13 protein-coding genes are annotated in these 15,736 nt (G+C 32.2%); 10 read left to right on the forward strand and 3 right to left on the reverse strand.

Features of this window, described 5'->3' with window-relative positions:
• The first annotated feature begins 174 nt into the window (after positions 1–174).
• Positions 175–2,205: an erythromycin esterase family protein gene (locus KQI38_RS17230; protein WP_216561577.1), complete on the forward strand. Its 2,031-nt coding sequence runs from the start codon at positions 175–177 to the stop codon at positions 2,203–2,205.
• Here the strand turns inward: KQI38_RS17230 and truA are convergent.
• The 3 genes from truA to KQI38_RS17245 form a co-directional block, all read right to left on the reverse strand.
• Entirely contained in the window at positions 2,202–2,939 is a 738-nt protein-coding gene (truA, locus tag KQI38_RS17235; protein ID WP_216561579.1) for a tRNA pseudouridine(38-40) synthase TruA, read from the reverse strand. The genes KQI38_RS17230 and truA overlap by 4 nt on opposite strands.
• Positions 2,940–3,018: 79 nt before the next feature.
• Positions 3,019–3,921, reverse strand: coding sequence for a DUF2935 domain-containing protein (locus tag KQI38_RS17240; protein WP_216561581.1), 903 nt, complete (start codon positions 3,919–3,921; stop codon positions 3,019–3,021).
• A 62-nt stretch (positions 3,922–3,983) separates the two neighbouring features.
• On the reverse strand, positions 3,984–5,549 hold the full coding sequence (locus KQI38_RS17245) for a hypothetical protein (RefSeq protein ID WP_094899716.1): 1,566 nt from the start codon (positions 5,547–5,549) through the stop codon (positions 3,984–3,986).
• A gap of 176 nt (positions 5,550–5,725) precedes the next feature.
• Here KQI38_RS17245 and KQI38_RS17250 point away from each other — a divergent pair, with 176 nt between their 5' ends.
• The 9 genes from KQI38_RS17250 (at position 5,726) to KQI38_RS17290 (ending at position 15,721) form a co-directional block, all read left to right on the forward strand.
• Positions 5,726–6,373: an L-fuculose-phosphate aldolase gene (locus tag KQI38_RS17250; RefSeq protein ID WP_094899717.1), complete on the forward strand. Its 648-nt coding sequence runs from the start codon at positions 5,726–5,728 to the stop codon at positions 6,371–6,373.
• Entirely contained in the window at positions 6,373–7,410 is a 1,038-nt protein-coding gene (mtnA, locus tag KQI38_RS17255) for an S-methyl-5-thioribose-1-phosphate isomerase (protein ID WP_216561583.1), read from the forward strand. The genes KQI38_RS17250 and mtnA overlap by 1 nt, the downstream gene beginning before the upstream one ends.
• Before the next feature lie 10 nt (positions 7,411–7,420).
• Positions 7,421–8,185, forward strand: coding sequence for an S-methyl-5'-thioinosine phosphorylase (locus KQI38_RS17260; protein ID WP_094899719.1), 765 nt, complete (start codon positions 7,421–7,423; stop codon positions 8,183–8,185).
• A gap of 36 nt (positions 8,186–8,221) precedes the next feature.
• Complete coding sequence (locus tag KQI38_RS17265) at positions 8,222–9,394, forward strand: trans-sulfuration enzyme family protein (RefSeq protein ID WP_094899720.1); 1,173 nt, start codon at positions 8,222–8,224, stop codon at positions 9,392–9,394.
• Between the two features lie 45 nt (positions 9,395–9,439).
• Positions 9,440–9,700: an NAD(P)H-dependent oxidoreductase subunit E gene (locus tag KQI38_RS17270; protein WP_304440613.1), complete on the forward strand. Its 261-nt coding sequence runs from the start codon at positions 9,440–9,442 to the stop codon at positions 9,698–9,700.
• Between the two features lie 16 nt (positions 9,701–9,716).
• Positions 9,717–11,207, forward strand: coding sequence for a 4Fe-4S dicluster domain-containing protein (locus tag KQI38_RS17275; RefSeq protein WP_216561585.1), 1,491 nt, complete (start codon positions 9,717–9,719; stop codon positions 11,205–11,207).
• A 458-nt stretch (positions 11,208–11,665) separates the two neighbouring features.
• Entirely contained in the window at positions 11,666–12,142 is a 477-nt protein-coding gene (locus KQI38_RS17280) for an NADH-quinone oxidoreductase subunit NuoE family protein (RefSeq protein ID WP_094899723.1), read from the forward strand.
• Complete coding sequence (locus tag KQI38_RS17285) at positions 12,143–14,014, forward strand: NADH-quinone oxidoreductase subunit NuoF (RefSeq protein ID WP_216561587.1); 1,872 nt, start codon at positions 12,143–12,145, stop codon at positions 14,012–14,014.
• 3 nt (positions 14,015–14,017) lie between these two features.
• Positions 14,018–15,721 carry a [FeFe] hydrogenase, group A gene (locus tag KQI38_RS17290; protein ID WP_216561589.1) on the forward strand — a complete coding sequence of 568 codons (1,704 nt, stop codon included), beginning with the start codon at positions 14,018–14,020 and terminating at the stop codon, positions 15,719–15,721.
• Positions 15,722–15,736 lie beyond the last annotated feature (15 nt).

Here is a 15,736-nt window from a genome sequence, read left to right on the forward strand (position 1 = left end):
TTCAGTAGCTTTTTTAGATAACTCAAATTTATTCGAGTATTCGGTGCTGACAATTCTTCAAATTGATATTGATTGATCATATATTCAAATATAGACTTTACCATAATTTGGATATGAGGTATCATAGAAAAAGAGATAGACACATAATGGGGAAGGAAAATAGGGGGGATAATAATGAATAAAAAGGCACTAATAGTATTAATAGTCGTTATAATTATTTTTACAAGCTTTATAGAGATAAAAGCTGATGCAGAAAGTGAGTTAACCACGAGGCTAAGGGAAAATTTAATTCCGCTAAAGACTACGGAACCTAGGAATGGTTTTGAAGACCTCATGCCATTGAAGGAAATTCTTAAGGATAAGAAGATTATAGGCATGGGGGAAGCTACCCATGGAACAAGTGAGTTCTTTCAGATGAAACATAGGATGTTTAAATTCTTAGTAGAGGAAATGGAATATAGGGTGTTTGGTATAGAGGCTGAATTTGGTGGAGCTCAAATTGTTAATGATTACATTCTCAGTGGCAAAGGAAGCATACAGACTTGTTTAGATGCTATGAAGTTTTGGACTTGGAATACTCAGGAAGTAGCAGATATGATTGAATGGATGAAGGAGTATAATGAAAATAAAAATAATGAAAATAAGATAAGATTCTATGGATTTGATATGCAATCAATTGATAATAGTGTAAACTATGTTTTAGATTATTTAGAGAAATTAGGAGCTAGCAATATTACTCAATATAGAGCAAACTTAAAAGATTCAAGTAAGGTTTATTATCGTCCAAATAAAGATAGTTTAAAGAAATTTAATCTTAAAATAGAGAAAATACATAATGACCTTATAAAAAATAAAGATGTTTATATTAATAATAGCTCAGTGGAAGAATATGATTTGATACTTCAACATATGGCAGCTATAGACCAATGGATTGATTTTGTATCTAATGGGTCAAGATTTGAAACTAGAGATTATTATATGGCTGAGAATGTAAAATGGATTTTAGATTATGAGAATAAATATTATGGTAATGCTAAAATCATGCTATGGGCTCATAATGGGCATATTGCTAATAGCTATTTTGAGATTAAAAATATGGGTAAAAACCTAAAGATTCTATATAATGAAGATTACTATTCTCTGGGCTTTGACTTTTATCAAGGAAATTTTGTAGCAATGCCAACTACATTTTATGGTACAAAAGTAGGTAGTGGCCTAGCTAATTTTTATATAAGTTCATCACCGATTGGATCATATGGTGATGAAATGAATAATACAGGTATTCCAACTAGTTTTTTAGATTTTAAAAATGCTGAAAAAGATAAGATATTATTGAATTTTTTATCATCAAAAGTCCATGTAAATAACATTGGTGCAACTTATTTTGGGAAATGGCATAATGTAAATCCTATAAATAAAATAGTAGTAAGGGACACTTATGATGGTATGATTTTTGTCAAATCTACTACAGAAGCTAAAAGAGCTAAGCCATATATTAGTAGAGTACCAGATGGAAAGGAACTCTTAATACAATACTATATTTTTGTGGCAATTATAGCTATAATTGTATTTGTGCTTTTATATACATTATATAAAAAGAAGAAGTCTACATCAAATTTAACAGAGAAGTCTTCAGATAAGTTTTATATTTTAGATAAATATACTGAGGAAAAAACAGATATTAATATTATTGAAAAGTTAATAATAAGGATAAATAATTATTTTAATTCCATCTCCACCTTTAAATATTGTGTCATAGTTTTATTTATTATGACCATTTTAACAATTACATCAATTATAATGAATTCTATAGATGTATTTAGCAGAATATATGTTGATAAGGGGATATTAGCATTCTTAAACCTAATTTTCATTATATTGATTGGAACTGGTGAAATATTTTTACTCTATATTTTGCCTCTTAATATAATAAAAGCTCTTTCAAAAGAAAAAGCTATTTATCTCAAGCATATTCTTATTGTTTCTATTATAATGGCATTGATTAATTCACAGCACTACTTCAGTTCTGGAATATTATTATATTCTTTTAACATTTTAATAAACATTATATATGGACTTATATATGGTTATACTTATGGATTGTTATATTATAAAGGAAAAAAGCCTTTAATTACGATTTCAATAATATTAGTTATCTATAATATTTTAATCATGTTAGGAGTTGTTTTAATTTCTAAAATCTAATACCTAACCTCAATCAAGCATAAACCCTTAGCCTCAATCATAGGACCCGCAATACTACGATCTCCAGCCTCAAGTATAGACTTTACATCCTTGGGGCTAATTTCTTCTTTTCCTACCCTAACTAAAGTTCCTGTAATTATTCTAATCATATTATGAAGAAATCCATCACCTTCAAAATCCATATAAATATAGGTGTTTTCCTTTGATATATTGATATTCATTATAGTCCTTAAAGAGCTTTTCTTTTTTGATTTCATAGTAGTAAAGGCAGCAAAATCAAAAGTTCCAACTAACTCATTAGCAGCTTTTTGCATTAAATCTATATTTAGTTTTTCAGGGACATGAGAAGTGAATTTTCTAGTAAATACATCTTGGTATTTATTGTTATCTATAGTATATCTATATAATTTAGATTTTGCATTATATCTAGAATGGAATCTTTCATCTTCTTCCGATAGATTATAAACTACAATATCATCAGGTAAATAGCGGTTAATATATTTCTCTATATCATCTATTGTCATATCAGAATTAGTGAAAAAGTTGCAAACTAATGCTTTAGCATGGACTCCCTTATCAGTTCTTGAACAGCCTATTACATTTACTTCTTCAGAAGTCATTTTTCTCAGTAAAGTTTCTAGCTTACCTTGTATAGTATTATCATCATCACCTAATCTCTGCCATCCAGCATATCTACTACCGTCGAATTGTAAGTACATCTTAAAATTTCTCATTTTATCTACTCCTATATCTTATTATAGTTATTATAGCTTATATTAGATTATATATAAATAAAAAACTGATGGATAGCCATCAGTTTTTCATTTCTTTTAATATTCTTAAATAGTGGTTTGCTTCTCTTAGAACATGATCTCCTAAGAGAGGTATGATGATGGACCTGATTTTACATGCTAACAAGCCTTCAGTACCAGCTTTTTTAAAAGCCCTTATATTTTCTGTGGCTTTTAGGCTTTTATTTAATATCTCCTTTTCGTTGTTTTTATTACACTTTTCTTCTAATATCTTTTCAAAGGTTTCTGCTAATTCTTCCGCAGTTTCCTTTAATTCTTCTTCTGTAGGATCAAGTAGTCCATCAATAAACTCTGCATGTTCTTCCATTATTTGATTCCAAAAGTTTAAATCATCACATTTAGTTCTATCAGGTAGTTTTCTATTCTGTAGAGACTTTAATGTTTCCATATACAACTCAGCCTCTCGAAGAATATGTTCTATTAGAAGAGGATAGAGGGTTGTAAATATTTTACATTCTAACTGAGATTTAAGCAATTTTTTCTTAAGATTAATGACTTCCTCTAATAAATTTATTGATCTCATGTTTATGTTGCAAATTTTTTCTTCTAACCATTCTGTATAATTAAAGTTTGGATCTGATCTTAAATCGTATTCAGCTTCAGTAATTTCCATGTTTAGAGAAGCACCAGTTAATTTAGATGATATTTGCTCTGCTCTTAGAGTAAAAGGTGTCACAATTTCATTTGATTGTAAAACTTCATTTCTTACTGCACAATTACCAAATATGACGGTTTCAGCTAATAGTGCTTCAAAGGATTTTTTAAGTATATTAGCCTCATCAATTTCAGATTCATTGATTGATGGAAGACTAGTTTGTATAAAAAATAGATGCTCTTTCATAATTCTTTGAAAAAATAAATTTGTCTCAAGTGAAATCTGAATAAATTCTTTTCTTGTTAACAAATAAATCCCCCCTATTTATAATATTACGTAATATATAATATTATGAGGGGAGATTTTTGTGATTAGTTTAATCTTTCATCAAGTTTTACTCTGATTTCATCATTAATTATATTATTATTTTGTTTTAAGTTTTCCATAAATTCTCTTATTATATCTGCAAAATTAGTATATTCATATTTTCCTATGGCATTTTCAAATTCTTTAAGAACTTCTTCTTTCATTATAAAAGTATTTTCATTAAAGTTAGGAGTATGGTTATCTCCGTAAAAATAAGTGTAGATGTACCATTTATATAATTCATCAACCTTTGGTAGTAGATTTGAATATGGATAAACCATTTTAAAGCTTTCAACTAATAATATCCTTTCGGCTAATTTATCCATAGATATCATAAGACTTCCATCATTCATAAAAGGTTCATTAGTATCTAGAGCTAATATTTTGAGATAATCATTATATTCGTTAGTAATATTTTGACCAAAAGTATCTACGAACTTTTGATTATCTATTAAATAATAATAAATACCTTCCGAAGTATCTAACTTATATCCAAGGATGATATGATCGATTAGATGTTTCTTCAATTCTTCTTCATCCTTTAGTACCTTTTCACGAGTTAAGTATTCTAAGCTATTTAATTTTTCAATAGATAAACCATATTTTTTAAATAGATAATCGAAGTTTTCATTATTCTGGTATTTTATAAATAAGTTTTCGATTTCAACACCTTCATCAAAAGACATCTCATCTAATATTTTCATATATTTCATTAAAAGCTCAGTATTATCATATTTTGATAATTCATCTTTATGTTCCTCCATATATTTTAATGCTTCAGGGAAATTATTTTCTATCAAGTCCTTTGCTTCATTAAATATTTCTTTGTCTGACTCGTCTTTAGAATAATCTTTTCTCTCAACTTCCAGTAGAGTGGCAGAATCTTTACCATCCCATCTATACCAGAGAGTCATCTTGTCAGAGCTAGAAACAGTAGAATCTTTAGTTTCTGGATCCGTTATATAAATACTAAATTCTAAGATTCCATCATCGTTTATATCTTTAATTTCATTGTCAGTATATATAGATAGTAGTGAAATCTTATTTTCATTAAATATGCTTTTAAGTTTGCCATCCTTTAGAATAAAACCATAAGTTAATCCAGAGTGAGCACCTACCTGATTATTTAAAAGCAATCCATTTTGTTCTTCAGATATTTTACCAATTGCAATTTGATAGTTGGTATTGTCATAGTTCATTGAAATTTTATCTATAGAAGTATATTTTTCTCCGTTAAATTTGTAAATTTCCAGACTTCCTTCATCATTCATGTCTTTAGGATCTCTCTCTTTAAATACAGCAAGCTCTGGTATGCTATCTTCATCAAGATTTCCAATTGCATAATGAGGAGATTTATGGTCATTTGTAAGTTCAGCCCCAAGTTTATCCATATGTTCCATATAGGCTGTATCAGTCAAAAAATCGTAGCTAGCACCTTTTGATATGATGATTTCTTTGATCGATTGCTCTAGACTTAAAGCAGTCGGAAGACTTTCTTTTTTAGAGCAAGCCATTGTAAAAATAGTTAAGCATAGAAGTAGTACTATGAATTTTATCGATTTTTTCCACATACAATATTCTCCTTTCTATAATCATATTATACACTGGAATCTTAAGGTTTGGGTAACAAACAAGTTACAAAAAAAGTGATATATAGTTGTCAAAAAAGTTGATGTAGAATCAAATCAATGGTATTATCTAATCATAATGATGGAAAGTTTATACTTTCAAAATGGGAGCTGATACAATGTTGATGATAGATGAAAGAACTGAGATTGTAGAATATGGGAAAAGATTGGTTACATCAGGACTTACTAAGGGAACAGGTGGAAATCTAAGTATTTATAATAGAGAGAAAAGATTATTTTGCATATCACCCACTGGCATAGATTATTTTGATATAAAACCAGAAGATGTAGTAGTTATGGATTTGGAAGGGAAGATAATTGAAGGAGATAAAAAGCCATCATCAGAAGTGGAAATGCATAGGATATTTTATGCTAATAGAGAAGAGATAGATGCAATAATTCATACACATACTATGTATGCCACAACACTTGCTTGTTTAAATTGGTCACTACCACCAGTACACTATATGGTTGCTTTGGCGGGACTTGATGTTAGATGTGCAAAGTATGCTACATATGGAACAAAGGAATTGGCTGAAAATGCCTTTGAAGCTATGAGAGATAGATATGCAGTATTATTGGCAAACCATGGATTATTGGCAGGTGCAAAGGATTTAGCTAATGCATTTAATATTACGGAAGAAATTGAATATTGTGCAGAGCTATATTATAGAACTAAGTCCATTGGAGAACCGATAATTCTACCAGAAGAAGAGATGGTATTAATGCTTGAAAAATTTAAGACTTATGGGCAGGTGAAGAAATAATGAAAGAAATAAAAGCTATTGAATTTAAGGATGACATTCTATATTTAATTGACCAAAGAAAGCTACCAACTATTTATGAAATATTTCAATGCAAAGACTATAAGGAGGTGGACTTCGCTATAAAGGACATGGTTGTGAGAGGAGCACCAGCTATAGGCGCTACAGCTGCCTATGGAGTTGTCTTAGCAGCCAAGGAGTTTTTAAATCAAGACAAGAAAGATTTCCTAGGAAATCTTGATAAAGCTTTGGAAGTTTTAAACAATTCAAGACCTACAGCAGTAAATTTAATGTGGGCAATAAGAAAGATGAGATTGCTAATAGAAGAAAATAGAAGATTATCAAATGAAGAAATATATGTAAAGATAAAGGAAGAAGCAGATAAAATATTTGAGGAAGATATGGCTACAAATAAGGCTATGGCAAAGCATGGTAATGAAATTATAAAACAAGGGGCAACTATTCTAACTCATTGCAATACTGGTGCTTTAGCTACAGTCGGATATGGTACAGCTCTTGGAGTTGTAAGAGAAGCACACTATACTGGAAAAAATATATTTGTTTACGCCGATGAGACAAGACCTAGATTACAGGGTGGTAGATTAACTGCATGGGAGCTGGTACAGGAAGGGATTCCATCAAAATTGATAGCAGATAATGTAGCTGCCACATTGATAAGAGATGGGAAAATAGATGTAATATTAGTTGGTGCAGATAGAATTGCTTTAAATGGTGATACTGCAAATAAAATAGGTACGTTTATGTTATCTGTAGTAGCTAAGGCTTATAATGTACCATTTTATATAGTTGCACCTACGACGACCATAGATTTTGATATAGAAACAGGAAAAGAAATTGAGATTGAAGAAAGGGATTCAATAGAAGTGACCCATATAGATGGAGTAAGAACTGCTCCAGAGGGAATAGAAGTATATAATCCAGCCTTTGATGTAACTCCTTGGGAAAATATATCTGGAATAATAACTGAGAAGGGAATTATAAGGTTTCCATATAAGGAAAATATAATGAAACTAAGATAGAGGTGAATCTATGAAAGCTATAATCGGAGGCACGGGTGTATATGATACAGGTCATAACACTACTATAAAAAAAGTAAAGACAAAGTATGGAGAAGTAGAATTGGATATTATCAATATAGAGGGAGAAGATATTGTATTTTTGGCTAGACATGGTAAAGGACATTCTGCACCTCCTCACTTAATAAATTATAGAGCTAATATGATGGCATTGAAAGAACTAGGAGTGAAATATATATATGGAACTGCGGCAGTAGGATCATGTAATGAAAACTATATTCCTGGCGATGTTGTTGTAATTAAAGATTTTATTGATTTTACCAAATTAAGACCAATGACTTTCTTTGAGGGCGGAAATGAACCAGTAAAACATGTTGATATGAGTGATCCATATTGTAAAAATCTAAGAGAAAAGTTTTATAATGAATCTAAGAAACATGAATTAGAAATAAAAGGAGATGCAGTCTATGTATGTACAGAAGGGCCAAGATTTGAGACTGGTGCTGAAATAAGGATGTATAAAAGTCTTGGCGGTGATGTAGTAGGTATGACTAATGTACCAGAGGTTGTGCTGGCTAAGGAATTAGGTATGTGCTACTCAACCATAGGAATTATAACTAACTGGTGCACAGGAATAAGTGGGGAAATAGAGCTACATGACATTCAGGGTGCAATGAACAGAAATAAGGAAAAAATAACAGAAGTTTTTATAGAAATATTTAAACAAGGACTAGATCAAGAACAGTGTAAATGCAACAATTCAATAATTGAATTATAATTGTGCATTGTGAACTGTAGAAACGGAGTGATAAAAATGACAGGATTTGATACAAGAGCAATTCATGCAGGAAGTAAAGGAAATAATCCAAGTAATTCATTAAATCCACCTATATTTCAGACTTCAACCTTTGTATTTAACAATATAGATCATGCAAACAAGGTAATGTCCTTTGAGAGTGATGATTATGTATATACTAGGGGAAATAATCCAACCTTAAGATTATTTGAGAACAGAATGGCAGAACTAGAACATGGGGCAGGGGCTGTGGCATTTGCTTCAGGTATGGCTGCTATTAGCTCTGTGATATTTTCTCTTCTAAAACCAGCAGACACTATTATAGTTCACAAAACACTTTATGGTTCATCCTATAGCGTCGTTACTGAATTACTGCCAAAATATAATGTAAATTATAAAATAGCAGACCTTACCAACATAGATGAGCTAGAAAATGCTATAGATGAATCTGTTAAAGTAATATATTTTGAGACTCCATCAAATCCAGATTTATCTATTATAGATATAAAAACAGTGTCGGAAATAGCGAAGAGTAAAGGTATCAAGGTAGTAGTAGATAATACTTTTGCTTCACCATATTTCCAAAATCCACTATTACTCGGAGCAGATGTGGTAGTGCATAGTGCTACAAAATATATTTGTGGTCATGGTGATGTAGTAGGAGGAGTTGCCATAGCTAAAGATTTAGATTATATTCATCATCTAAAATTTGGCTATATGTGTGAATTTGGAGGCGTGATGAGTCCTTTTAATGCTTGGCTGCTACTTAGAGGATTAAAGACTTTAGGACTTCGAATGAGACAGCATGAGAAAAATGCGATAGAAGTTGCAGAATTTTTAAAAAATCATTCTAGGATAGATTCAGTAATGTATCCAGGTCTATCAGATTTTAAAGAACATAATATAGCGAAGGAACAGATGAATGGCTTTGGAGCTATCATAAGCTTTGAGGTAAAAGGTGGACTTGATTCTGCAATAAAATTTGTAGATAGTTTAAAACTAGCACAGCTAGCAGTTAGTTTAGGAGATTGCGAGACTTTAGTACAGCTACCAGCAGCCATTACCCATAGAGGTTATCCAAGAGAAAAATTAGCTGAATTTGGATTAACAGAAAGTATGGTAAGAATCTCCGTTGGACTTGAGGATAGTAAAGATATAATAGAGGATTTAGAGCAGGCTTTAAAACAATAGATTTAATATTTTTATTAAAGCAATAATATGTTATAATTATAACAAATATATAAGGGAAGTGATAAAATGGCAGTTAAAGTAAAAATTTGCATGGGAACTCATTGTACAATGATGGGAAATTTAAATTTACAGGAAAGTCTTGAAAATTTACAATTAGAATATCCCGAACAAATTGAAATTGAGGCAATAAAATGTTTAAAGTTTTGCAAGGGTGATAAAGCACCTGTAGTTGAGTTGAATGGAAAAATAATCACAAATGCCAGTGCGGAAAAAATCGTATCAGAAATAATAGAACTAGTTAAATAATTAGAGGAGAGAAAAAATGCTAAGAGGACTGTTTACACCAATTACATACATTCGTAGACAAGTATTTACCGAGATTGCAAAGATAGCTTGGGAGGGAAGAGACCCAAGAGAAGTTGACGATATACCCTATAAAGTAATAAGTGGGGAAATACCTCAATATAGGGGAAGTATTTTTCATGAAAGAGCAATTGTAGCGGCTAGAGCTAGACTTGGTCTAGGGTTAGATAGAAAATCTAATGATGAGAATGCTCGTTTATCTAAATCTGTTGATGAAGCAGTAGCGACCCATAGTATAATTCAAGAACCTTTAGTTAATGTAATTCCATTTGCTTGCGAAGCTTGCCCGAGATCAAAGCATTATGTTACTGACAATTGTAGAAAATGTATCGCTCACCCTTGCGTAATAGTGTGTCCAGTTAATGCTGTTTCCATAGGAAAGGATAGAGCAATAATAGATAAGGAAAAATGTATAGATTGCGGGAAATGTGCTAAAGCATGTCAATATCATGCAATTATGCGATTAGAGAGACCTTGTGAGGTTGCATGTGGAGTAGATGCTATAGAGTCAGATGAATTAGGCAGAGCAAAAATAAACTATGATAAATGTGTAAGTTGTGGTATGTGTATAGTAAATTGCCCATTTGCAGCTATCACAGATAAATCAGATATATTTCAGTTAGTTTTAGCTATTAAACAAGGAGAAGAAGTTCATGCAATAATAGCACCTTCATTTGTAGGACAATTTGGACCATTTGCAACACCGGGTAAAATAGTAAGAGCAGCAAAGGACCTAGGATTTACAGAAATCATTGAGGTAGCATTAGGGGCAGATGTTGCTGCCCGACATGAAGCTGAAATGTTTCCACAACTTGTACCGGAAAAACAACCGTTTTTAGGTACTTCTTGCTGTCCATCTTGGACAATGACAGCGAAGAAATTCTTTCCAGATCTATATCAGTATATATCTTCATCTAATACACCAATGGTAGAAACAGCAAAGGCAATTAAGAGAAGAAGTCCAAGTGGTAAGATAGTATTTATAGGGCCATGTATTTCAAAAAAAATTGAAGCAATGGATGAAGAAGTTCGACCATATGTTGATTTCGTAATCACATATGAGGAGCTTGCTGCAATATTTGTAGCAGCAAATATCGATGTTGCTGAGATTGAAGAGGATGAAGTTGTTGCAGATGCATCAACGAAGGGAAGGAATTTTGCATTTGCATCAGGTGTTGCAGCATCAGTAAAAGAAAGCATAGAAAAATTTAATCCAGGAGTGGAAGTACCAACACATAATGCTAACGGTTTATCTGAGTGTAGAAAAATGTTAATGTTAGCAAAGGCTGGGAAATTTAATGGATATTTATTGGAGGGTATGGCTTGCCCTGGTGGATGCGTTGGAGGCCCAGGAACCATGTTGCCAACGGAAAAGGGTGAAAAAGAAGCGAAGGACTTCGCTAAAAAATCACCATATAATGATGTGTTTCAGAATCCATTTTTAGAGTGAGATTAGAGTGAGATACGAAGAATAAGTATAATTAAAACTTAAATTTAAAATGGGCAGTAGTCTACTATAGATTTTCTGCTCATTTTTTAATGCAATAAAGAAATAAAGGGAAAACTTGTTAAAATATAAACAAAATAAACATAAGAATACCTAATATAAAGAGCTTATCTATAAAAATATTTTGTCGAAAAAATATAATAATTATATTGACTAAAAGTATATTTTTGATAGAATTACATTATCAAGATTTAATAAAACCTTCAATAATATTGGAACGGAGCGGTTTGACAATTTTATTCATTCTAAATATTCTCACAATTTCATTTAGGTATATAATCATAAACTAGGCATAGCAAATATAATTCATATCAGTATTCAAATATTCACAGCATAAATTTTTCAAATTAAGGGTTAAAAAATTAACAAAATATAATAAAAAATAGTTAGGAGGTTCATTTATGCTTACTGTAGAGATGAAAGACACAATTAATGAGATTGTAATGAAGCATGGAAGTAATCAATCCTCAATCATTACTATTCTACAAGAGATTCAAGGGAACTATAGGTATTTACCTGAGGAAGTGTTGGAGTACATAGCAAATAAGATGGATATTAGTCCTTCTAAGATATTTGGTATTGCCACATTTTATGAGAACTTTTCATTAAAACCAAAGGGAAAGTATGTTATTAAAATTTGTGATGGCACAGCATGTCACGTTAGAAAATCTATACCTATACTGAGTGCATTACAGAAAGAGTTGGGACTTGATAATGAAAAGCATACTACTGATGATTTAATGTTTACTGTTGAGACTGTATCATGCCTTGGAGCATGTGGACTTGCACCAGTATTGAATATCAATGATAAGGTTTATGGGAAGATGACTCCTGAATCTACAGTTGAACTCTTAAATAAATTAAGGGAGGAAGCATAAATGAAAATCAATAGTATTAAAGAACTCATAGACATTTCTGAAAGATTTAAGAATTCCTTAGATAAACAATATAAACAAGTATTGGTTTGTGGTGGAACAGGCTGTGTAGCAGGAGGATCTTTAGAGGTATATGCTGAGATAAAAAGATTGATAGAAGAAAAAGGTTTATTAGCTAAAGTTGAATTATATGAAGAAGATAAGGGAATAGGAATTAAGAAATCTGGTTGTCATGGATTTTGTGAGGCAGGGCCGTTAGTTAGAATTGAACCTGATAAATTTTTATATTTAAAGGTAAAAGTAGAAGACTGTGAAGAAATAGTAAACTCTACTTTAGTAGAGGGAAAGCCAGTTGAAAGGCTTATGTACAATGTAGGAGATAAGGTTTATCATGAGCAGGAAGAAATACCTTTTTATAAATCTCAAACTAGAGTTGTATTAGAACATTGTGGACATATAGATGCAGAATCAATTCAAGAATATATTGCATATGGTGGATATCAAGCATTAGCTAAGGCTATAGATACAATGACACCAGAGGAAGTATGTAAAGAAATATCTGATGCGAGTCTTAGAGGAAGAGGAGGCGGAGGATATCCCGCTGGAAAGAAATGGTCTCAAGTTCTTTCTTATTCCAGTGATATGAAATATGTAATATGTAATGGTGATGAAGGAGACCCAGGTGCATTTATGGATAGATCCCTTATGGAGGGAGACCCTCATAATATAATTGAAGGTATGGCTATTGCGGCCTATGCTACTGGAGCCTCTGAAGGATATATCTATGTTAGAGCAGAGTATCCATTAGCAGTAGCTAGACTTAATAAAGCCATAGAGCAAGCAAGGGAAATAGGACTATTAGGTAAAAATATTCTAGGCACAGGCTTAAACTTTGATCTTCATGTTAATCAAGGAGCAGGAGCTTTTGTATGTGGTGAAGGTAGTGCACTTATTGCTTCAATCGAAGGTGAAAGGGGAATGCCTAGAGTAAAGGCAAAAAGAACTGTAGAAGAAGGACTTTGGAGAAAACCTACTGTTCTAAACAATGTTGAAACATTTGCTAATGTTAGACATATAATCATGAATGGCGCTGAATGGTACAGATCTTTTGGTACTAAAGGCAGCCCAGGTACAAAGGCCTTTGCATTGACTGGAAATGTTAATAATACTGGACTTATAGAAGTACCAATGGGTACTACTCTTAGAGAGATAATATTTAACATAGGTGGCGGAATAAAAGATAATAAGAAGTTTAAGGCTGTACAAATAGGTGGTCCATCAGGTGGATGCTTAACGGAAGAGCATTTAGACATGGCGTTGGATTTCGATTCGCTGACAGATGCTGGTGCTATGATAGGCTCTGGCGGAATGGTAATTATGGATGAAGATACTTGTATGGTAGAAGTAGCTAGATTCTTTATGAACTTTACTCAAAATGAATCCTGTGGTAAATGCGTTCCTTGTAGAGAAGGTACAAAGATTATGCTTAGTATTCTAGAAAAAATTGTATCAGGTAAAGGAACTGTTGAGGATTTAGACCTACTTGAAGAGCTATCAGATACAATAACGAATACTGCACTTTGTGGATTAGGTAAGACAGCTGCCAATCCTGTAGTTAGCTCATTGAAATATTTTAGGGATGAATATTTAACCCATGTGGTAGATAAGAAATGCCCTACAAAGACTTGTCAAGGTCTAAAGGTAATAGAGATAAGCCCTGAGCTTTGTAAAGGATGTAGTAAATGTAGTAGAATTTGTCCTGTAGGTGCAATTAGTGGCAAAATAAAGGAACCATATATAATAGATCAAAGTAAATGTATCAAATGCGGTGCTTGTATAGAATCCTGCGCATTTACAGCTATAAAGGAGGCTTAGGCTATGAAGGGTACAATGATTGTAGACGGCAGAAAAGTAGAATTTGATCAAGAGAAAAATGTATTGGAAGTAGTGAGAAAAGCTGGTATCAATTTACCAACATTCTGCTATCACTCTGAGTTAAGTATTTATGGTGCTTGTAGAATGTGTATAGTTGAAGATAAATGGGGCGGTACATTTGCTTCCTGTTCCCAATTACCAAAGGATGGTATGGAGGTATTTACAAATACTCCAAAGGTACAAAAATACAGAAAGACAATACTTGAAATGATACTAGCAAACCACGACAGAGATTGTACTGCTTGTGATAGAACTGGAAAATGTGAGCTGCAAGAATTAGCTATTAGATTTGGTATTAAAGATATTAGATTTGACCATATAGGAAAAAGATTACCGATAGATAAATCCAGTTTAAGTATAATTAGAAACCCTAATAAATGTATTCTATGCGGCGACTGCGTAAGGGTATGTGAAGAGGTGCAAGGAGTAGGAGCTTTGAGTTTTGCACATAGAGGTTCAAATATGACAGTATCACCAGCATTTGATAGAGATATTGCAGAAGTAAATTGTATAAACTGCGGACAATGTAGAGCAGTTTGTCCTACAGGAGCCATTATTATAAAAAATGATAATCAAAAGGTATGGGAAGCAGTTCACGATAAATCAAAGAGAGTAATAGCACAGATTGCCCCAGCCGTAAGAGTTGCTTTAGGTGAGGAATTTGGACTAAATCCTGGAGAAGTAACTATAGGAAAAATAGTATCAGCTCTTAAAACTCTTGGAGTTGATGAAGTTTATGATACTGCCTTTGCTGCTGATATGACTGTAATAGAGGAAAGTAAGGAATTTGTAGAAAGATTAATTACAGGAGAAAATTTACCATTATTCACTTCCTGTTGTCCAGGATGGGTGAAATTTGCAGAAAATAAGTTCCCAGACATGGTTGATAATATTTCTACATGTAAATCCCCGCAGCAAATGTTCGGAGCAGTTATAAAGGAATATTATAAGGACAAAGATAAAAAAGAAGGTAAAGAAACAATAATGATTTCAGTAATGCCTTGTACTGCTAAAAAAGCAGAAGCAGCTAGAGAAGAACTTCAGCATAATGGTGTTAGAGATGTAGATGTAGTAATTACAACTCAAGAGCTGGCACTTCTTATTAGAGAAGCAGGAATTATCTTTGACCAGTTAGAAGAAGAATCCTTTGATATGCCATTTGGATTAGCAAGTGGATCAGGAATAATATTTGGAGCTACTGGTGGAGTTACTGAAGCTGTAGTTACTAGATTATTAAGAGATAAACCTGACCATTCTGCAAAAGACATACTGTTTAGCAATGTAAGAGGAATGGATAATCTAAAGGAAGCAGTATTTAATGTAGATGGAAAAGAAGTTAAGATTGCTATAGTACATGGTTTGAAAAGTGCAGATGAATTGATAAAGCAAATAAAAGCAGGAGAAAGACATTATGATTTCATAGAAGTAATGGCCTGTCCAGGTGGATGTATAGCTGGTGGAGGACAACCGGTTCCAATGAATAAAGAAATGAGAAAAGAGAGAGCTAAGGGGCTTTATAAGCTTGATAGAACATCACATATAAAGAGCTCAGAGAAAAATCCATTAGTAATGTCATTGTTTGAAGATATACTAAAGGATAATCATGAACTATTACATGTGCATAAGAAAGCTGAAGCTGAAATGTAATTTTGAATTTTGAAT

Origin of the sequence: Tissierella carlieri (assembly GCF_018917285.1) — a bacterium.
GTDB classification, from domain to species: Bacteria; Bacillota; Clostridia; order Tissierellales; family Tissierellaceae; genus Tissierella; species Tissierella carlieri.

What these genes read in the sequence shown, in the direction of transcription:
- truA (WP_216561579.1), bottom strand. Translation starts at nt 2,939, where the DNA reads ATGAGAAATTTTAAGATGTACTTACAATTCGACGGTAGTAGATATGCT.
- KQI38_RS17260 (WP_094899719.1), top strand. Translation starts at nt 7,421, where the DNA reads ATGAAAGCTATAATCGGAGGCACGGGTGTATATGATACAGGTCATAAC.
- KQI38_RS17245 (WP_094899716.1), bottom strand. Translation starts at nt 5,549, where the DNA reads ATGTGGAAAAAATCGATAAAATTCATAGTACTACTTCTATGCTTAACT.
- KQI38_RS17290 (WP_216561589.1), top strand. Translation starts at nt 14,018, where the DNA reads ATGAAGGGTACAATGATTGTAGACGGCAGAAAAGTAGAATTTGATCAA.
- KQI38_RS17265 (WP_094899720.1), top strand. Translation starts at nt 8,222, where the DNA reads ATGACAGGATTTGATACAAGAGCAATTCATGCAGGAAGTAAAGGAAAT.
- KQI38_RS17275 (WP_216561585.1), top strand. Translation starts at nt 9,717, where the DNA reads ATGCTAAGAGGACTGTTTACACCAATTACATACATTCGTAGACAAGTA.
- KQI38_RS17280 (WP_094899723.1), top strand. Translation starts at nt 11,666, where the DNA reads ATGCTTACTGTAGAGATGAAAGACACAATTAATGAGATTGTAATGAAG.
- KQI38_RS17230 (WP_216561577.1), top strand. Translation starts at nt 175, where the DNA reads ATGAATAAAAAGGCACTAATAGTATTAATAGTCGTTATAATTATTTTT.
- KQI38_RS17250 (WP_094899717.1), top strand. Translation starts at nt 5,726, where the DNA reads ATGTTGATGATAGATGAAAGAACTGAGATTGTAGAATATGGGAAAAGA.
- mtnA (WP_216561583.1), top strand. Translation starts at nt 6,373, where the DNA reads ATGAAAGAAATAAAAGCTATTGAATTTAAGGATGACATTCTATATTTA.
- KQI38_RS17285 (WP_216561587.1), top strand. Translation starts at nt 12,143, where the DNA reads ATGAAAATCAATAGTATTAAAGAACTCATAGACATTTCTGAAAGATTT.